Source organism: Fibrobacter sp. UWR2, from assembly GCF_002210285.1.
Lineage (GTDB): Bacteria > Fibrobacterota > Fibrobacteria > Fibrobacterales > Fibrobacteraceae > Fibrobacter.
Map to the genome: position 1 here is coordinate 22,317 of NZ_MWQE01000015.1, position 20,041 is coordinate 42,357.

At 49.5% G+C, this 20,041-nt stretch carries 16 protein-coding genes; 8 read left to right on the forward strand and 8 right to left on the reverse strand.

What is annotated here, in order from left to right:
• Positions 1–7 precede the first annotated feature (7 nt).
• Together lon and B7994_RS13715 are read left to right on the forward strand one after the other, a co-directional pair.
• Positions 8–2,344, forward strand: coding sequence for an endopeptidase La (gene lon / locus B7994_RS13710; protein WP_088639023.1), 2,337 nt, complete (start codon positions 8–10; stop codon positions 2,342–2,344).
• A complete protein-coding gene (locus B7994_RS13715; RefSeq protein WP_088639024.1) occupies positions 2,344–3,141 on the forward strand; it encodes a YggS family pyridoxal phosphate-dependent enzyme in 798 nt (265 codons plus the stop codon). The genes lon and B7994_RS13715 overlap by 1 nt, the downstream gene beginning before the upstream one ends.
• Before the next feature lie 10 nt (positions 3,142–3,151).
• Here the strand turns inward: B7994_RS13715 and B7994_RS13720 are convergent, their stop codons facing one another.
• A complete protein-coding gene (locus tag B7994_RS13720; protein WP_088639025.1) occupies positions 3,152–3,643 on the reverse strand; it encodes a hypothetical protein in 492 nt (163 codons plus the stop codon).
• A gap of 24 nt (positions 3,644–3,667) precedes the next feature.
• On the reverse strand, positions 3,668–4,453 hold the full coding sequence (gene rsmA / locus B7994_RS13725; protein ID WP_088639026.1) for a 16S rRNA (adenine(1518)-N(6)/adenine(1519)-N(6))-dimethyltransferase RsmA: 786 nt from the start codon (positions 4,451–4,453) through the stop codon (positions 3,668–3,670).
• Positions 4,454–4,551: 98 nt separating this feature from the next.
• On the opposite strand from rsmA, the gene B7994_RS13730 reads away from it, so the two are divergent.
• Together B7994_RS13730 and B7994_RS13735 are read left to right on the forward strand one after the other, a co-directional pair.
• Entirely contained in the window at positions 4,552–5,064 is a 513-nt protein-coding gene (locus B7994_RS13730; RefSeq protein WP_088639027.1) for a DNA-deoxyinosine glycosylase, read from the forward strand.
• 50 nt (positions 5,065–5,114) lie between these two features.
• On the forward strand, positions 5,115–5,573 hold the full coding sequence (locus B7994_RS13735) for an Rrf2 family transcriptional regulator (RefSeq protein WP_088639028.1): 459 nt from the start codon (positions 5,115–5,117) through the stop codon (positions 5,571–5,573).
• Between the two features lie 15 nt (positions 5,574–5,588).
• On the opposite strand, the gene B7994_RS13740 is transcribed toward B7994_RS13735, so the two are convergent.
• The gene (locus tag B7994_RS13740; RefSeq protein ID WP_088639029.1) at positions 5,589–6,128 is read right to left on the reverse strand and encodes an alpha/beta hydrolase; all 540 of its coding nucleotides are present in this window, start codon (positions 6,126–6,128) and stop codon (positions 5,589–5,591) included.
• A gap of 203 nt (positions 6,129–6,331) precedes the next feature.
• Between B7994_RS13740 and B7994_RS13745 the strand changes: the two genes are divergently transcribed.
• The 3 genes from B7994_RS13745 to B7994_RS13755 all read left to right on the forward strand — a co-directional run bounded on the left by B7994_RS13745 (position 6,332) and on the right by B7994_RS13755 (position 9,643).
• On the forward strand, positions 6,332–7,264 hold the full coding sequence (locus B7994_RS13745; protein WP_088639030.1) for a LysR family transcriptional regulator: 933 nt from the start codon (positions 6,332–6,334) through the stop codon (positions 7,262–7,264).
• A gap of 305 nt (positions 7,265–7,569) precedes the next feature.
• Positions 7,570–8,730 (forward strand): PLP-dependent aspartate aminotransferase family protein, encoded by a 1,161-nt coding sequence (locus B7994_RS13750; protein WP_088639031.1) that lies wholly within the window; start codon positions 7,570–7,572, stop codon positions 8,728–8,730.
• A 1-nt stretch (position 8,731) separates the two neighbouring features.
• Positions 8,732–9,643, forward strand: coding sequence for a PLP-dependent cysteine synthase family protein (locus B7994_RS13755; RefSeq protein WP_088639032.1), 912 nt, complete (start codon positions 8,732–8,734; stop codon positions 9,641–9,643).
• Between the two features lie 91 nt (positions 9,644–9,734).
• On the opposite strand, the gene B7994_RS13760 is transcribed toward B7994_RS13755, so the two are convergent.
• The 5 genes from B7994_RS13760 to B7994_RS13780 form a co-directional block, all read right to left on the reverse strand.
• A complete protein-coding gene (locus B7994_RS13760) occupies positions 9,735–10,520 on the reverse strand; it encodes a hypothetical protein (RefSeq protein WP_088639033.1) in 786 nt (261 codons plus the stop codon).
• A 232-nt stretch (positions 10,521–10,752) separates the two neighbouring features.
• Positions 10,753–15,699: a RecQ family ATP-dependent DNA helicase gene (locus B7994_RS13765; protein ID WP_088639034.1), complete on the reverse strand. Its 4,947-nt coding sequence runs from the start codon at positions 15,697–15,699 to the stop codon at positions 10,753–10,755.
• Between the two features lie 101 nt (positions 15,700–15,800).
• Positions 15,801–16,643 carry a nucleotidyl transferase AbiEii/AbiGii toxin family protein gene (locus B7994_RS13770; protein ID WP_088639035.1) on the reverse strand — a complete coding sequence of 281 codons (843 nt, stop codon included), beginning with the start codon at positions 16,641–16,643 and terminating at the stop codon, positions 15,801–15,803.
• On the reverse strand, positions 16,640–17,227 hold the full coding sequence (locus B7994_RS13775; protein ID WP_088639039.1) for a type IV toxin-antitoxin system AbiEi family antitoxin domain-containing protein: 588 nt from the start codon (positions 17,225–17,227) through the stop codon (positions 16,640–16,642). The genes B7994_RS13770 and B7994_RS13775 overlap by 4 nt, the downstream gene beginning before the upstream one ends.
• A 153-nt stretch (positions 17,228–17,380) precedes the next feature.
• Positions 17,381–18,226: a metallophosphoesterase gene (locus tag B7994_RS13780; RefSeq protein WP_088639036.1), complete on the reverse strand. Its 846-nt coding sequence runs from the start codon at positions 18,224–18,226 to the stop codon at positions 17,381–17,383.
• A gap of 716 nt (positions 18,227–18,942) precedes the next feature.
• On the opposite strand from B7994_RS13780, the gene B7994_RS13785 reads away from it, so the two are divergent.
• Positions 18,943–20,041: O-acetylhomoserine aminocarboxypropyltransferase/cysteine synthase family protein (locus B7994_RS13785; protein WP_088639037.1), on the forward strand; the 1,099-nt coding region annotated here is incomplete at its 3' end.

Here is a 20,041-nt window from a genome sequence, read left to right on the forward strand (position 1 = left end):
AACGTGTATGAGTTTTGATTTTTCTAAAACGTTTCCGCTGCTCCCGCTGAGGGATGCAGTCGTGTTCCCGATGACGACCCGCCGCATTCTGGTGGGGCGCGATATGTCTTTGCGTGCGCTCGAATATGCGGAGAACCACAATAACGAAATTGTCCTTGTCGCCCAGAGGGACGTGTCCGAAGAAGAACTGAAGAACCCGATGCTTGATTTGTATTCGGTGGGCGTGATGGCGCGCGTGTCGAACGTGATGCCGTTCCCGAATGGTTGCGTGAAAGTCGTGCTGGAAGGCGAAGAGGTCGTGGACCTGCGTTCCATCATGATGGCTGACGGGTTCCTGAACGTAACGGTTTCACCCCGCAAGCAGCGTATCGGTGCCAAGGACAAGACTGCCCTCTTCGACGAGGTGCTTACGCGCTTCCGCGAGTATGCGACAAAGAGGAATATCGCCGAGGGCATGGTCGACGCCTTCTTCGGCATGGAAAACCAGCTGAACGCCTATTATGGCATGATTCCGTTCTTGCAGGTATCGCTTGCCGAGAAGCAGAGTTTTTTGGAAGTGACATCGCTCGACGAGATGTCGGCGAAACTGCTTGCGCTGATGGACGTTTCTGAAGACAACGAGAACGTGCTGGTGCGCGTGCAGCAGAACGTGCGCCAGAAGATGGCGCAGCAGCAGAAGGAATGGTTCATTACCGAACAGATCCGCCAGCTGCAAGATGAACTGGATGGCGATGGTGCGGGCGCTTCGGAACCCGACCAGTTGTTGGCCAAGATCAAGGCGAAAAACTTTACGCCGGCGATTGTCGAGAAACTTGAAGATGAAATCGGGCGCATGAAACTCATGCAGCCGACCTCGCCGGAATATGCGGTGAGCCGCAACTACATTGACTGGTTCCTGAACCTGCCTTACGGCGTGTACACCGACACCGTCCTCAACATGAAGAAGGTGAAGAGCGAACTTGATTCCAAGCACTTCGGGCTCGACAAGGTGAAGGAACGCATTATGGAATATGTCGCGGTGCTCAAGCTCACCGGGACGGAACGCCGTTCTCCGATTTTGTGCCTTGTTGGCCCTCCGGGTGTGGGCAAGACGACCCTCGTGGAATCGATTGCGAGCGCCATGCAGCGCAATTTTGTGCGCATTACGCTTGGCGGCGTGCGCGACGAGGCCGAAATACGCGGGCATCGCCGTACCTACATTGGTGCCATGCCGGGCCGCTTTATCCATGCGCTGCGCCGTGCCAAGTGCATGAACCCGATTATTTTGCTCGACGAAATCGACAAGATGGCGAGCGACTTCCGTGGCGACCCCGCGAGTGCGATGCTCGAGGTGCTTGACCCGGAACAGAACCACGACTTTACCGACCACTTCATGGAAGTGGGGCTTGACCTTAGCCGTGTGCTGTTTATTGCGACGGCGAACAGCGAGAGCGAAATCCCGGAGGCGCTGCGCGACCGTCTGGAAATTGTGCGCCTGCCCGGCTACTACCCGCACGAAAAGCTGCAGATTGCAAGCAAGTACTTGTTGCCGCGCATCTGCGAGCGTACGGGCGTGAAACTCGAAGAGCAGGTTTCGTTCGACGAGGCTACCGTGAATGCGGTGATGCGTGGATGGACGCGTGAAGCGGGCGTGCGCGAACTGGAACGCACCCTCGAGAGCGTGGTGCGCCATCGCGCGAAAGAGATTGTGATGGGCAAAAAATTCAAGCCCGAAATAACGGACAAGCAGTTGCAGGAATATCTGGGCGCCCCGAGATTCCTCGACAACCAACTGCCTGAACCGGGCCGCCCCGGTGTAGTGACAGGCCTTGCCTGGACAAGCGTGGGTGGCGAGATTCTGCCCATCGAATGCATGCTCCTGAGCGGCAAGGGCCAGATTATTATGACCGGAAAGCTCGGCGACGTGATGAAGGAATCCGCCCAGATTGCGGTGAGCCTGGTGCGCGAACGCCTGCACCGCTTTGGCATCGACCCCGCGATTGTCAAGAAGACGGACATCCACATCCACGTGCCCGAAGGCGCCGTGCCGAAGGACGGGCCTTCTGCGGGTATCGCCCTTACGCTCTGCCTGCTTTCTGCGTTCACCAGGATTCCCGTGCCGCCTGACGTCGCGTTTACCGGCGAGGTGAGCCTCACGGGCGCATGCCTTGCGATTGGCGGGCTCAACGAGAAGGCGCTTGCGGCTCTCCAGGCCGGCGTGAAGACGCTTCGCCTGCCTGCCCAGAACAAGAAGGACGTGGACGAACTTCCGGCACCCGCGAAGAAGGGCCTCAAGATCTTTACGCACAAGCACATCGACGAAATCGTGAAGATTTTGTTTGTGCAGAAGAAGGCGAAGAAGTAATGGAATTCACTCTCGAAGAAATGCGCGGGCACCTTGCTGCTCTCGAAGCAAGGATTGGTGAAGCCTGCAAGATTGCGGGCCGTAGCCGCGAATCGGTGAAGCTTGTTTGGGTGAGCAAGTTCCACCCGGCAGAAGCCGTGGAAAATGCAATCAGTCTGGGTGCGACCGACTTCGGCGAGAACCGCGTGCAAGAAGCGGAACTCAAGTTCTCTGCGCCGCGCATGGCGAAGGACGGGAGCCGCGTGCGTTGCCACGTGATTGGCCCCGTGCAGAGCAACAAACTCAAGAAGGCGGCGATTGTCGCTGATTGCATCCATTCTATCGCGAGCATTGAGGCGGTGGAAAAACTGGAACGCGTCTGCGCGGCACTCCCCGGAGAGAATGGCACGGGCAAGATTCTCGATATCCTTTTCCAGGTGAACGCCGGCGAAGAAGAGACGAAGAGCGGGCTCGATGTGCACGAGGCCGAGGCTTTCTTGAACGACCTTGCCGCAAAGGCGGGCGCCGCTTCCGACGGCAAGAGTGAAAACTTCCCGCACCTGCGTTTCCGCGGGCTCATGACCATCGGCAAGAACACGGGTGTCGCCGAAGATTCCCGCGAGTGTTTTGCCTTCCTGCGCAACCTTCAGCAGAAGTTCCTCGCGAAAGGCGGTGCGTTTGCCCACTTCGACCAGCTTTCGATGGGCATGACGGGCGACCTGGAGGTCGCTATCGAGGAAGGCTCCACGATGATTCGCGTGGGCACGGCTCTCTTCGGCGAACGCGACTATTCGAAGCCAGTGAACGATCCGGTATAATGGGGTCGTTTTAGAAATTGAATGCGAGGGCGATGCCGCCTTGTTCGGTCGGAACGATACTCAGATTGACAGATTCGTTCCCTGCGATTTTTCCGATTTCACTGTTGTAAATATCGACAGCGCTATCTTTTTTGGAGTTGCCGACGTATTCGAGGATAAGTGCGCCGACAATGATTGCGCCACCTGCCATTACTCCCAGTAAGTAACCGCTTCCCGCTCTGTAAGATGAACCTTCGACAAGGCTGTATCCGACCAGGAATCCTCCACCAAAAGCGGCACCCCATGAAATATATCTCATTGTATTTCCGGTATTCCATGTGTCGATTGCATCATGAACATTGGTGAGTTCCATTTCGAATGCGTCGCCATCGACTTCCTGCCCGTCAATGAAATAGTCGGTTGTAAAAAAGCCTCTGTTCATGGTTAGCGTGTGCTTTTTTGCTTGTGCAAAAGAAAGTGTTGTGGCACAGAGGACGAGTAAAACTACAAGAAGTTTTTTCATGGGTAAAACCTGTGGTTGCGTTTTTTATGGTTCGGCTTTAAACGCCTTATAGAAATTTAAAAATTGCTCAGGGCTGAGTTCTTCGGCGCGGACAGTCATTGGCCAATCCAAAAGTTCAATCGTTGCCTGAATTTTCTTTTTGTCGTACGCCTTCCCGAAGGAATTGGCGAGCGTCTTGCGCTTCTGCGTGAAGGCTGCGCGCACAAAATCGAAATAGCCTTCGGGAGCCTGCAATGCATCGGCCCGCGGAGTCAACAGCATCGTGGCGCTGTCTACGTTCGGGCGCGGCGTAAAGTGCTCGGGCCCGATTTTGCGGAGAATCTGCGTGTCGGCAAAAGCGGATACGAGTACAGACAAACTGCCGTAATTGCTACTGCAGGGTGCGGCGCAAATGCGTTCGGCGACTTCGAGCTGGACCATGCCCATGAACCCCTTCGTGAGGTGGAGTCGCGGCATGAGGCCTGCGATAATCGCGGTCGACACGTTGTAGGGGAGGTTGCCCGTGACCCACGGTTTTTCGTGCGCATCGAGGAACGCCTGCAGGTCGAATTTCAGGAAGTCGATGTTTACGATATGGAAGTTCTCGCGACCCCGGAATTTCTGTTGCAGAAATTCGACGCACTGCTCGTCGATTTCGACGGCAGTGAGTTCCACGGCGCGGTCGAGCAGGTGCTCCGTGAGGGCGCCGTGGCCGGGGCCAATTTCCAGAACGTGCTCGCCCGCTTCTGCAGGCAAATCGCCCGCAATCATCTGTGCGGTAGGTACATCCAGAAAGTTCTGGCCAAATTTGCGGCGGCGTGCTCTATCCATAGGGTAAAAGATAGTTATTTTGCGGCCATATGCAGCGCGCTCTCCTCAAACTCACTGCCCATTGAAAAAAGTGAATTTTATATTTGCAACTACTTGCTATGATTGGGAAAAAGAACAACAAAGCTGCGGTTCGCACTCATGTTTCGCACGAATTCCCGCCGGTTTACGACCGTACTTCTCGCGTGCTGCTGCTCGGTTCTATCCCGTCGCCCAAGTCGCGTGAAGTTGGTTTTTATTACGGGCATCCGCAGAACCGCTTCTGGAAGGTGCTCGCTGCAGTCCTCGGCGAACCCCTCCCCGAGACCATCCCGCAAAAGAAGGCCATGCTCAAAAAACACCATGTCGCCCTCTGGGATGTACTGGAAAGCTGCACCATCGTGGGTGCCAGCGACACGAGCATTGAGGATGCCGTCCCGAATAAAATCGGCGGGCTCGTGAAGGCGTCGCATGTGGAGCGCATCTTTTGCACCGGGGCCACCGCCCACAAACTGTACCAGAAATATTGTGCGGCTGATGTCGGCATCGATGCCGAAAAGCTCCCGTCCACATCGCCTGCGAACTGCGCCGTCTCTTTCGAAAAGCTCGTAGAAGCCTATCGCAAAATCCTATAAGGGGCCCGCAGGGCAGCAAAACATTTTATATTTGTGGTAAAGAGGAACTCATGAGGATTTCTACAAAAGGTAGATACGCGTTGCGCGTGATGATTGACCTTGCCCGTAACCGCAAGGAAGGTTTCGTGAAGTTGCAGGAGCTCTCTGCCCGCCAGCAGATTTCGGAAAAGTACCTCGAAGGCATTCTCGGGACGCTCGTGCGCGGCAAGTTGCTCGAAGGCGCCCGCGGCAAGGGCGGCGGCTACCGTCTGAATGTAGATCCCGAAGATTGCAGCGTGTGGCAAATTCTTTCGCTCATGGAAACTTCCGTCGCGCCGGTATCGTGCCTCGACGACGAGGTCAACAAGTGTTCGCGCGCAAAGACGTGCGTCACGCTCCCCGTGTGGAAGGAACTTGACACCATGATTCGCGATTATCTGGACAATGTAAAGCTCGACCAGTTCGTCCGCAATACGCCCGAAAGCGAAGGCAAGGTTCCAGACGACAAAAACTGGAACTGCGGACTTTAATCCCGTCGTATCAAGTTAAAGGCTCTTTTCGAATTCCGCCAGGAATGCGCGGCCCTGTTCCCATTCCTTCAAGTCGGAGTCGGAATTGATGTGCCCGAGTGCGCCTGCTCTGAACAAACTAGCGCCCCATGCGCCTGCGAAAAACTTCGAGCGCTCTATCGTGACAAACTCGTCGTTGTCGCTTGCCACTACGGCGGCTGGCACGGGCAACCTCACGAGCGGCATCGGTGCAAACGACTTGATGATGTCGATGTTGTCTACGTCGCTTGGCGAAACGAGGAAAACTCCCTTGACATGTGCGGGCACGTTCCCTTCTGCAAGTTTTTCCGAAAGCCAAAGGACTGTCGTTGCAACGCCCAGGCTGTGCGCGACGAGGATTGTGTCGGAACTAAACCCTGCGACTGCCTTGTCGAGCGTTTCGACCCATTCCTCTTTTTGCGGCTTGTCCCAGCTGCGCTGTTCCACGCGGACCGCATTCGGCAAACTCTTGGCCCAAAAACTCTGCCAGTGCTTAGGGCCGGAATTGTTCAATCCGGGTACAATCAAATAGTTCATTTATGGCCTCCGTACAATTTTCGCCAGGAAAAGTAGATTAAAACGGGTAAAAACAGAAGATTAGAACGGTAATAGCGAGTTATAACTAAAATTTATCACAAAACGGTTGATGACTGTGTCTCTTTATTCTATATTTCCCTATAGAAACAATAGGAAAACAAGCGGCAACTACAAAATCTTTAGGATGACAAACCGGGGTACTCATGACTCTACAGCAACTACGTTACGCCATCGGAATCGCAGAGACCGGCTCCTTCAACAAGGCCGCCGAGAAGCTTTACATATCGCAGCCGTCGCTCACGGCAGCCATCCGCGACCTCGAAGACGAGATGAACATCCTCATCTTCAACCGCACCAGTCGCGGCGTGACCCTCACCAACGAGGGCGAGGAATTTATCGCGTATGCGCGCGAACTGTACCACCATTACGAAATCGTCATGGATAAGTACGGCAAGTCGGGCAAGCGCAAAAAGAAGTTCGCCGTCTCCACGCAGCACTACTCCTTCGCCGTCAAGAGCTTTGTCGAGACCGTCAAGCTGTTCGATACCGACAAGTACGAGTTTGCCATCCGCGAAACCCGTACCAGGGAAGTCATCGAAGATGTAGCCTCTTTCAAGAGCGATATCGGCATCCTCTACCTGAGCGATTTCAACCGCAAGGTTATCCAGAGCCTCTTGAATGCGCGCGACCTCGCGTTCCACAAGCTTATCGAGTGTAAGGCCTACGTTTACCTGTGGAAGGGCCACCCGCTTGCGAAGCAGCCGTTCATCACGTTTGAACAGCTGGCCGATTACCCGTGCCTCTCCTTTGAACAGGGCGATAACAGCTCGTTCTATTTTGCCGAGGAGATTTTAAGTACAAGCGAATACAACCGCACCATCAAGGCGAACGACCGCGCGACCATGCTGAACCTGATGATCGGCCTCAACGGCTACACGCTCTGCTCGGGCATTATCTGCGAAGAGCTGAACGGCAGTGACTACCTGGCCGTGCCCTTCAAGGACAAGAGCGCCGAGGCCCACCGCGTGATGGAAATCGGTTACATCTCCAAGCGCAACATGCTGCTCGGCCTGGCAGGCGAACGCTACGTAGAGGAACTGCAGAAGTACCTTGCGAAGTGCGAACGCGCGGAGTAGGGTATAATATTTGCCTATACCTAGCGAACGGAAAATAGTATAACTAAATGGTGGGAATTTGATTGACGCAGGAATAGTTTGTATCTATATTTTCCCTACCAAAACAATAGGAATATAAAATGATTCAAGTTTTTGCGTACATGTGTTGTGTGTGTCGATGTCGGGCGGGCGACTAGTTTTTAGGCTATTGGTTTAACCAGACTTTAAACAGGTTCCCGCTCGGCTGTGTCTCCGGAGCGGGACTTTTTTTATTCAAACATTCATCAATGCGCGGCGCGGCAATACAAGGCGCCAAAGGATTTAAAATGTCAACTTCTAAGTATATCGAAACGAAACTCATTCACGGCGGCATCGATGGCGATAGCGTAACGGGTGCTGTCAATGTACCCATCTACCAGACTTCTACCTACAGGCAGGCGGGTCTCGGCGAAAACACCGGCTGGGAATATTCCCGCACGGGTAACCCCACGCGCGCAGCACTCGAAGCATTGATTGCCGACCTTGAAGGCGGTGTCGCGGGCTTTGCTTTTGGCAGCGGTATGGCGGCGACTTCTACGGTGCTTTCGCTTTTTAAGCAGGGCGATCGCATTATTATCTCGAGCAATGTCTATGGCGGAACCTTCCGCGTTCTGGATAAAGTATTCAAGAACCTCGGCATTGCCTATTCTATCGAAGATACCACCGACTTGGCGACGCTCGATACCAAAGTGACGCCCGATGTAAAGGCCTTCTTTATCGAAAGCCCGGCGAACCCGCTCCTGACCGTGACGGATTTGGCTGGTGTCGCTGCCATCGCCAAGAAGCATGGAATTTTGACCATTGTCGATAACACCTTCATGACTCCGTATTTGCAGCGTCCGCTGGAACTTGGCGCCGACATCGTGGTGCATTCTGCGACCAAGTACTTGGGCGGCCATAGCGATGTGGTGGCTGGCCTTGCAGTGACCAACAATAAAGAAATCGCAGAAAAGCTCGCGTTCAACCAGAATGCCGTGGGCGCGGTGCTTGGCCCCTTCGATTCGTTCCTCCTGATTCGCGGCATCAAGACGCTTGGCGTGCGCCTTGATCGCCATACCGAAAATGCGGAACGCATTGCCCGCTATCTGGAGCAGCATGAAGCCGTGAAGCGTGTTTATTATCCGGGACTCCCGACCGCTCAGGGTTACGAAATCAACAAGAAGCAGGCCAAGAACGGCGGCGCCATGATCTCTTTTGAGCTTTACGAAAACTACGACATCAAGAGATTCTTCAAGGGTTTGCAGCTGATTTCGCTCGCCGAAAGTCTGGGCGGTGTTGAAAGCCTCGTATGCCATCCGGCTACCATGACCCACGCCTCTATTCCGAAGGAAATTCGCGAGAAGGTGGGCATTACCGACGGACTCATTCGTTTGTCTGTAGGTATCGAAAAAGTCGATGACATTATCTTGGATTTGAACGCTGGCATCAACGCCGCGAAGGAAGCGTAATATGCATTACTACGAATCAATGCAATCTTTAATCGGGAAGACTCCGCTTGTAAAGCTTACGCATGTCGGTGTGCCCGAAGGCGTGAACCTGTTTGTGAAACTTGAACTCTGGAACCCCTCGGGCAGCGTGAAGGACCGTACCGGCCTTTACATGGTGAACGACGCTCTCGCAAAAGGAACGCTCAAGCCGGATGGAACCATCGTCGAGGCGACTGCGGGCAACACCGGCCTTGGCATTGCCTTCGCCGCGCTCAATCGCGGCATCCGTGTGATATTCGTGGTGCCCACCAAGTTCTCGCAAGAAAAACAGACGCTCTTGCGCGCGCTCGGGGCAGAACTCATCAACACCCCGCGCGAAGAAGGCATGCTCGGCGCCGAAAAGAAGGCCGAAGAACTCTTGACGCAAATTCCCGGTGCTGTTTCGCTTAGGCAGTTCCGCAACATGGCCAACCCGCTTGCCCATTACGAAACCACCGGCCCCGAAATTTACGACGACCTGGACGGACACGTAGATTACGTGGTGGCGGGCGCAGGCAGCGGCGGCACCTTCAGCGGCATTCTCAAGGCGCTCAAGGAACGCAACCCGAACATCAAGGGCGTGCTTGCAGACCCTATAGGCTCTACCATGGGCGGCGGCGAACATGGCGACTACAACATTGAAGGAATTGGCAACGACTTTATCGCCGACACCATGGACATGTCGCTCGTGGATCAGGTCGTCAAAATCAATGACGATGACGCCTTCGGTGGCGCCCGCGAACTCGCCAAGAAGGAAGGAATCTTCGCAGGCTCCTCTTCGGGTGCGGCATTCACTGCTGCCAAGAAACTCATCGCCTCGGGCGCCCGCGGAAACATCGTGTTCGTGGCCCCCGACCGCGGCGACCGTTACTTCAGCAAAGGATTGTATGAGTAAAGTTCTCTAATTTTTTGCCATATATCTCAAAACTCCACCAGGCTGGTGGAGTTTTTTTGTATAATGTGAGGAAAGGGGCTGTTTTAAGAAATCACTCAACAATACATTTAGAAGCGAGCAACATAAGGACGGTAGCTAACTGTCCTTTATCTTTGCTATACGCTTTTACAAGTGCTTTTAAGGTGTACTCTTTTTTTAGAGTACTTATCATGCATTTACTTATCGACTTTGGTAATCCGAGTTGATTCAAGTATTCGGTAAAACTCTTTTCTATTTCAGGAGTAAACTTGTCGGGAAGGCATTCAAGAACATAATCAACACCCCATACATTATTGTTTTCTGGATAACCATTCTCCAAAACAACTTGCACAAGACGAGATTTGTCTTTGATTATTTTATTATAAACGCAATTGCAGACCTTGCCCGCCTCCTTATTGCCAAGAATTGCTTTTTCTTGTTCTTTACATTCCGCCAGATATTCTTTTTTGTTGAGACTGTTTAGCAAGGTGTCTGCAAACGCCTTCGCCTCTTCCTCGGTAATCTGTGAACTTGTTTCTTCATATTCTTTGTCGCAAGCAGCCACAGCATCCGACAAGAACGATGTAAAGTTATAGTCCTGATCGCCCGCCTGCATTTCGGCATCGAGCCTCAGGTATTCTTTTTCGCTATATGAGCCTTGCAAACGTGCGAGTACGCACCCGCAAACCCATTCGTTCGCATTTTCGGAGCAGTCCTTCAAAAATGCTTGTTGCGTTGCCTCCGAGAAGGTGAATTCCCCGGTATTGCTTTTCTTGGCGACAAAAGCTGCCGCCCCGCCAGCCACGGCATATGCCGCCGCAAAAAGCAGCCCGATTAGCAACAATTTCACGTTCCGCATGGCGCAACCTCCGGAAAATAGTTCTCAGCCATAAAGATACATTCTGCGGGTGTCAAAAGATGACAATCGCGAAATTTTTCGAAAAAACGTGAGGAAATGCGGGGATTCGACCCTAAAATGAGGAAAATGGGGAATTTACTGTGACATTTTACAGTGACATTTTACAGTGACATTTATAGGGACATTTATGGTGACATCCGAAATTAGATCAGAGTTAGTGAATGCCGAGGAATTATTTTCTCCTGAATTCCACTCTAAACAATGGAACCCAGGTTTCCTGCCCGTCTTCGGATGTCCAACGAACAATCTGTGAAAGGATTGCCTTTTGCGGAACCAGGACGTTCTTTGCTAGGCTTTTCACAAGGCCGCCGGTAAAATCCTTTGCAAACCAAGCCCAATAAAGAGAGCCTTGTTTTATGCAGTATTTTCCGTTTTTTTGATGAAGTTCGACAGAAAGGGGTGTTCCTAGCGATTCTTTTTCTAAAACCTGTTGTAGCTTTTCAACAAAAACATCGCTAGAATCACCTTTTTTCAGATACTGTCCCAAAGCCATGTCACTGAGTCCTGTTTCAATATGCAGAACCTTCGGGATGGTCACACCGTTAATTTTACCTTGCTTGACAAAATGGCTTAACCATTCCTGCGGCAGCATTTTTTCAGCGCCAATAATAGTTAGCGATTTCTTTGCTCGTGTCGCAGCGACGTAAAGCAGACGATAATTTTCTTGTGCTATTTTCTCGTCGGCATCTTTCAACGCCCACGAACCTAGCGCAAGGATTACATTATCCCATTCAAGTCCTTTTGCGCTATGCATTGTCCCTATAGAAACCGCACCCATGTTTTTCGTTGCAAAGTCGCTATACGACACTTCGCTCAAATATTGGTTGAAATCACCTAATGTAATTTCGTCTTCTCCGCAAGCTGTTTCGGTCTCTATAAAATCGTTTACCAATGCATCCAGCAACTCAAAAGAACTTTCTGTTTTATGGTTCGATTTGTAATCATCTGCAAGTCGTTTAAATTCTTTTGCACTCCACGGGAATTTACCTACCCGCGGGTCTTCCTGGAGTATTTTGCTGAATCCTAAAATTTCTCGCGTTTTCTCAATGGGACATTTGTCCTTGTCTCGCCCTTTAAGAAGGCGATATGGGATATTTTTCTCCTCTAATTTCGCTGCGGCCAAGAAGGCTTCTGCATTTTCTCTCGTCAGAATACAATAGGACTCTGTTGAATTTGATGAAAATCTTTTTGCGAGAATTTCCGCAGCTGCAAAAGCCGCTGTAGCTTTATCACCTTCTTCATAAAATGCTAGCGTCGCTTTGTCCTGTTTTAACGCAAACTGTTGTGAGCCTTCTTTTACGCGTTCTGTCATCAAATCAAGCAATTTTGCATTTGCTCGCACAAGTCCGGCGACAGAGCGGTAATTTGTCGTTAAATAGAATTTTTCGGTATTCGGGAATTCATCGGCAAATTTTTGGAAATACTGAGAAGAACTTCCACGGAAAGCAAAAATACTTTGATCATCGTCTCCAACGACAATAACGCGGGGATCTTTTTCTCCTAAATCATAAAGAGCTCGCAATAGGCGGTATTCTCCTGCAGACAAATCCTGAAATTCATCAACAAGAATAACACCGGGGGCACCTACGCCAACGTCTTCTCCAGATTCAAGAAGTTCGGCGGCCTTTGAAACAACGTCGTCAGCATTTTCAAGCGCTTTTTTATTTCCCTGTACGCCAAGTATGGAGAATGCGAGCGAATGGAATGTAGTAATCGTTACTTTAGCTGCTAATGGCCCAGCCAAATCAAACAGGCGCTTTCTGAGCTCGCGGCATGCCGCGCGCGTGTATGTCAAGCACAGGATTGAATCGGGTTTTGCTTCTTCAATCCACAAAAGCGATGCGACTTTATGAACAAGCAGGTGCGTTTTTCCTGAACCAGGACCAGCACCTACAAGGATGTGTTTCTTGCGACTTTTTATGACCTTACGCTGTTCGTCGTTGACTTTTTCAATTTTTCGCTTTAATTCATCGGATACAGAATCCATTTGGGCAACGCCCTGCATGTATTTCAAACGGAAATCTGCAATATCCATTACAAAATAATCATCTAGCAACTGCTGAGCCATTTGCTCATCGGTAAGCATCATCTTGGCATATTCACCGACAATATGAATCGCTTCTGCTTTATGCTTATAATGCGCATCAAGCATTTCGAAGTCTTTAGGAGTAAAATTGCGTTGTTTTGATTCTGGATTCAATTCCAAGACAAGTCCGGTATAGAAAACGACAAGGCCATGGTCCAGTGTAATGGATCCAACTAAGTGCAAGAAGAGAAGGGCATACTCCAGTTGCTTTTGCATCTCAATACGGCCAACAGCTTTCTCGCCGTACATTTTTCTCATTAAACTATTTAAGGAGAACCAGACGATATTTCCATTTTTATGAGCTTGTTCCTTTTGCATATCCGTCAATGCATCAATGGTCTTGTCAAATATCTGCCATTGCTTCTTGAGGTTCTCCTTGACACTTTCAGGAGGAACAAGAAATTCTATCTGGTAAACCTGATGCCCCGCTTCTACCAAATGAATTTCAGCGACACTCTCGTGAGCCCAATAGCGCAAAATTCCGCGGAAAATGAAAAGATTCCGCCTAGATGTAGAAGCTCCAATTGAATCGGCTCTTTGATTCAACTGGGAATTGAGTTTGGTCATGTCTAAGACAAATCGGTCATTAACACCCTTGCCTTCGCACGCTTTCAACAGTTCTTCTTGCAATTCGGAGGCGGCCTTCAGGAGTGAACGCGGAGTGTCATTGCCTTTTCTCTGCAATCTAGCGCTCCAGTCATCTTCTTCGTTCAAAAGATTGAGCGCTCTCAACAGACGCAGTCCATCATTAGCTTGTTCGCGTGTCAAACCCAAATTTACCGTAAGTTCGTCAAGAGCGCATTCCGGAGAACGGGTCCATCGTTTGCTGATAATGTGATGAATTATGCGATATGCGATATTTTCGGTTGAGTTAGTGATTTCAATCTTGTCTGAACCGATTCTTTCACGGGCCTCTTCTGCAGAATCAACCGAAATGGATGAACCATACATTTGAGTTCTATTCCGCTTACGCTTCAAGAATCCCTGTTCTTCCAAAACAAGAATGGCAAGCTTGACTTTGGTTGTGTTGACACTTGCGTCAGATTCTTTTTCGGTCCATCCACATAAATCGGCAATTTCGAGAGCCGACATGATTATGCGATTCTGGTTGCCAGCTGTTTTTTTCAAAACTTTCCAGACGGATGAAATCTCTTGTGCAGATAGCTTAGATTGTTGAAGAATTTGAAAGTTCGTGTCAAGATCTTTAGGATTGAAAAGTGCTACGCAGCTAGCTTGCAATTTTGGATCACGACCCGCACGGCCTGCTTCTTGTACATAATTTTCCAGTGTACTAGAAATTTCGTAGTGAGCGACCAGTTCCACGTTGTCCTTGTCAACGCCCATTCCGAAAGCCGTTGTCGCCACCATGGTATCCACTTCGCCATTCTGGAATTGATCCTGAATGGTCATTTTCTTTTCAGATTCCATTTTGCCGTTATAACAGGCACTGGCGAAACCTCGATTGTACAATTCCTCGGCTAAGGATTCTGTTGTCTTGACTTTGGATGCATATATGATTTTGGGGCCATTATATTCGCGAAGAACATTTACCAGCTGCTTGCGTCGCTCGTTAGGAGATTCTGAAGATTCAATAACCTTATACGTCAGATTTGTTCGTTTTGCTGGGCTAATGAATTTTACCAACTCGAGATTTAGGCGCTCTTTGAAGTAGCCGCAGATGTCATCTACAACGGATTGTTTTGCCGTTGCCGTAAAACAGCTCACAGAAATTGGTGATTCAAGATTCTTTTCCCTTTGCAGGTCTTTCAAGAAGTCGGCTAAATAAAGGTAATCGACTCTGAAATCGTGCCCCCAACCACTAAAACAGTGTGCTTCATCTACAACGATACGTTCCACACGTCGATGTTTCAATATGTTGAACGTCGTATTTGAGCGCAATGATTCTGGAGAAATGTAGAGAATGTTCTTTTCGCCATTATTGACTTTCTCAATAACGTCTTTCCGTTCTGCGGGAGAAAGCATGGAGTTTATATAGGCGGCATCTCCTATTTGCCTTCGTTTTTCCAAAACGTCGACCTGGTCCTTCATCAAGGCGACAATCGGGGATATCACGACAGTCAAAGCGCCAACTTGGGTGCCAGCAATTAAGGCTGGCAACTGGAAAGTCATGGATTTTCCGCCACCTGTTGGGAAAACCGCCAATAGGGATTCTCCGCGCATTGCCGATTCAACAACCTGCTGTTGAAGAGGAATTTTTTCCCCATTGAAAGCGCGAAAACTATCGAAGCCAAACCATTTTTTTAATTGTTTCGTTGAACTTAATTGTTCGGAACAGTATGGGCATTGGGGGTCTCCGCAAGGAACAAGACGCCTACGATGTAGAATGTTTTCAAGATGGGGGTATTGGTAACGTACCCAGTAAGGCACATAATCGCTAGGGCCTTCTTCATGAAACAATGTTAGTAGAAAACACCATTCTGCACGGTATGCCTTCCATTCATTTTGAAAATCTTGACGCAAGCAAATTGCTTTTTCGTAATTAGAAGTGAACCAGCGCTGTATTTCCGCTATTTTAAGGCGCAGCTTTAGCGTGCTAGGGACATCGACCAGTTCAAAAAATGGAGCAAAGCCAGGTTCGTTTTTCAAAAACTGAAAGAGAAGATATTGGAGTTGCCATGGATAACTTTTCCATTTTTCGATGCAGTCTTCTAGCAATTTTTTGCAGAGTCTGGCATCTTCCAGCGGATCCGACGGGTCGTCTTCATTGTGCAAGTATTCCTTGCGCAATTTGTGATACGGCTTGCGCGGAAATAGCAACGAAGACAGCATCAAGGTATCGAGAGCCTTGACATTCGGAAAGTCAATTGAAAAATACTGTCGGAGTATCGGAGCGTCGTGACGCAGTACATTATGACCAACAATATAGACCGCCTTTGCAGCAGCCTCTTCCAATTTTGCCGGGCTTGTTGCCCGAACTCTTTCTTCGCCCAAAATATATCCATACTCCCGAACTTTCTTCGTTTCGGGGTTATATTCCAAGTCAAAGAATAAGAATTTGCTAAAATCGGGCATTCACTTGAAATATAAATGAATTTAGGCATAAAAAACGCTTATTTTACAAGAATTACTATAGATTTCGCCTTTATTCGATTTATAAACAGTTGAAAAAAGTATTACCCCACTTTTTCCACAATAGGCTTGAAATACGTCTTGATTTGCTCGACAACCTTATCGAAGGTTACCTGCACCAAGGCATTTTTCTTCTTCACGAAAGCGTTCCATCGTTTAACGCGCTCTATTTCCGTTGCGAAGGAATCTTCGAAAACGACAATGTCATCAAACGTTGTCCTTCGGTTTCGGAATGTCTGGACAATGGCCTCTTGCAACAATTCAACATCAATCTTTTCACTCTGCAAGATTACATAAATGTCGTAGAAATCCTTGAAGCGGCTATTTGCATAGCCCAGCGAAACTATCGCCTCAAATTTTTCAGCAAGTACAGATTCGATGGAATATCCGTAAATCTTCGGACATTCCATATCCAACAATACAGGAAACGACATTTCTTTTTTAGACGGGACAATCACATCGCCAAACCCGATATCAATGGACACGGGGAGTCGTGTGTTCCCGAGCAGTGCCGTGATACTGATGTTTGTGCCTAGATATTCGTCTTGCTTTTTTATTTCGCGAGCCTTGAGCGACGCCAAATCAAATACAAGTCCGTCATCCGCTGGGATAGAAAAAATCTCACCGAAAATTGAAAGAAGCGATTCCAATGTCCCGCTGATTTTGTCAGCCCGAAGGTCTATATCCGATGTAGAACGAGGGTAGTCCTTTCCGTAGAGAGCATAAAGAAAAATGCCTCCTTTGAGCGTGAAGTTTTCTCTATACTTTGACTTACCGATCCTGAATAGGGCTCGCTCCAATCCATAGACTGTGAGTAATTCCTGATACAACCTAAAATTCGTCTTGGCGACATTCTTTAGTTTATCTTTTATTGACTGGACATTCATACGAGAACCTCCAGGTAAGTCTTCAGGATTTTCAGGCACGAAAGTTTTTCTGCATAGCGATAGAGTTTATTTATGTTCCGGTCTTGCCTTGCAAGGTAATTGGTCAGGATTTCCTTGGTTTCTTCGATCCCTACCTTGTTCCGGTTAGAGATGATGTCCACAACAGTTTTTTCTATATCGTAGATCTTGAAAGTGTTTTTGTTTTCGCTAAATGTGCGCACGCCAAGGGTGTGCCGCTCGCCTGAAAAGTAGTGCAGTGCAAGCCTTTGCGATTCTAGCTGCGAGGAAAGTTTTGTCTTTGGTGAAACCGCTACATCGATGGAGTCGGGGCGGAAGGTTGTCAGTCCGTAATAAACGGCTGCACTCAGAAGGCATACTACACCTTGGGGCGCAAACGCCTGAACGTAGTAAAAATCGTTCATGTCCCCGGTAAAGCCTGCATTTTCGTAATACGACTTATTGAGCCGGAAAAGTTTGCCCTGTTCGACCATTTTCGATATTTGATAATACGAAAATCCCTGCTTTTGGAGTTCGTCACTCGAAAAGACAAGTTTTTTGTCGGATAGGACATTCTTTTGTGCCATACCATAAATATACTCTTTTGACGGTAAAATTTCAACGAAATACGGAAAATGTTTGTTAATTCCGTATTTCGTTGAAAAAATTTGGGGAAAACAACTACATTTTTGAATATTTGTAGTCGTTTTGTACAGGTCTGAGAATCTTTTTTCCATATTTTACCCAACCTCCACCAAAAAATCTTCCCGTTTTAGCCCGTGTTCCGCATAGGGGTTTTCGTCAGGGTATCCCACTGGATTGCACAGCAGCAAGTGCTTTTTGCCGAGTTTGTCGGTGTACTCGCGCTTGATGGCGATGTGCGTGTGTCCTGCCTGCCAAATGCTTCCGTCATCCAAGTTCTCGAGGTATTCCTCTCCGTGGAAATAGAAGAAGTTTGAGCAGGGGTCTTGCTGGTATCGCTCCGGCATGCCGAATTCCAGCGGCAGAAAGTGCGACATCATGATTTTGGGGCGCCGTGCGGTGAGTTCACGGAACGCGATGTCATAATGTCGCCAAAGTTTATCGGCGTTATTCTGCTTGTATTTCCAATGGCGGGCATCGAACCAGCGCGTTGCCCATAGGATTTTGTTCGCCATCTCGGATGCCGCGGGAGTGTGTTTGTACTTGAAATCGCACATGCCCATGCAGCCTGCAACGCCTTCTGCGATGCGGTTCTCGAGCAACTGGATGTTCGGGATTTTTCCTGCTTCGGCAAGGAAGTATTTTATCTTGCTTTCGGAGGTAAGAAAATCCCTATCGGAGCCGAATTCCCCTAGATGCTCAGTAATGATATCGTGGTTTCCAAAACACACATAGACGGTATCGTATTTCTCGGCAATGAACTTCAGGAACTCCACGTAGTTGAAGTAGTCGTTCGCGATATCGCCCGCGATGCAGCAGGCATCTGCCGGTAAAAAGTTCCGTTCGAAGAAGACTTCGAAACTTTTGCGCAGTATGGCGAGTGTGCGGAACACCGGCGACACATAGAAATCGACATGTAGGTCGCTGATAAAATAGTAGGTCATATTTATCCCTGCTTGGATTAATTTTCGTTATTTAATAGTCAAATACTCGCGGTCGCCTTGCGGCGATCGTCAAGAAGGTGTTATGACATGATTAACGTCTTTTTCAGACGGTGCTCTACGTTGAGCGCAACGGGGCCGTTCCCCCGCAGAGGTTCTGCCTTCGATTTGTGGCTCTGTCGCACCAGCAAAGGGGAGGCTACGTCAAGCAGATAGTTGAACATCCCGTCCGGTTCGAAACTCTGTCAACGGGGTTAATGCTATTCTACAGAGAATATATAATTTTTCCCAAGAAACGCAAAAAATTTTTGAGGTGCAGACTTGCTTCTTGCAGTTTGAGATTCCGGCTCAAGGGCCGGAATGACGGATGTGGGAAATATTGCCATCTCCGCATTATAACAAAATCCTATAACAACCGATAGTTAAATAGTATGCGTTTATGCCTTGACGGGGGCAAAATCTTATTCTATCTTAAAACCTACAAGATTGGTAGGAAAAACAAAATGGTTTGTGATTCCTAAGCATTCGAAGGAGCGCCTATGATAAGTGACTGTCGAATGCCGAGAGGCATTCTGAGAACGAACTAGCCGCAAGCCTTTTGTCCTTAGGGCTTTGCAGGTTAGAAAAATAAGCCTAAGGATATCTCCAAAACCCAAATAATGCGAGCACGGGTCTCTTTAGACCCGGTTGCCCGCTACAACCTAAAAGGAATTTTAACCATGACGACACAGAACAAGCTCCATTTTGAAACTCTTCAGCTCCATGTTGGCCAGGAACAGGCAGACCCCGCAACCGATTCCCGTGCGGTTCCTATTTACCAGACCACCTCTTACGTTTTCCACAACTCCCAGGATGCTGCAGACCGCTTTGCCCTGAAGGCCGGTGGTAATGTTTACGGCCGTATCAACAACTCCACTCAGGGCGTTCTCGAAGAACGTATTGCTGCCCTCGAAGGTGGCGTTGCCGCTCTCGCCGTCGCCTCTGGTGCCGCTGCCATCACTTACGCCATCACGGCTCTTGCCCGCAGTGGTGACCACGTGGTTGTCCAGCGCACGGTTTACGGTGGTACTTTCAACCTGTTGCAGCATACGCTCCGTGACTTCGGTATCGAATCGACCTTCGTCGATACTCACGACCTCAAGAGCGTCGAAGCCGCCGTCAAGGAAAACACGAAGCTCATCTTTATCGAAACTCTCGGCAACCCGCATTCCGACATTCCGGATATCGACGCTATCGCCGAAATCGCTCACAAGAACAAGATTCCTCTGGTCATCGACAACACCTTCGGTACTCCGTACCTGATTCGCCCGATTGAACACGGTGCCGACATCGTGGTGCATTCCGCGACCAAGTTCATCGGCGGTCACGGCACGACCCTCGGCGGTGTCATCGTGGATAGCGGTAAGTTCGACTGGACCAAGAGCGGCAAGTTCCCGCAGTTCACCGAGAAGAACCCGAGCTACGGTTTCCCGTTTGTGGCCGCCGGCGCTGCTGCCTACGCCATCTACGTGCGTACGATTCTCCTCCGTGACGAAGGTGCTGCCATTTCCCCGTTCAACGCATTCCTGCTGTTGCAGGGTGTCGAGACGCTTTCGCTCCGCCTCGATCGCCATGTCGAAAACACCAAGAAGGTTCTGGAATTCCTTTCCAAGCACCCGAAGGTTACCCGCGTGAGCCACCCGAGCTTCGAAAACCATCCGGACCACAAGCTTTACCAGAAGTACTTCCCGAATGGTGGCGGCTCCATCTTTACGTTCGATATCAAGGGCGGCCAGGAAGAAGCCTTCAAGTTCATCGATAGCCTCAAGATTTTCAGCT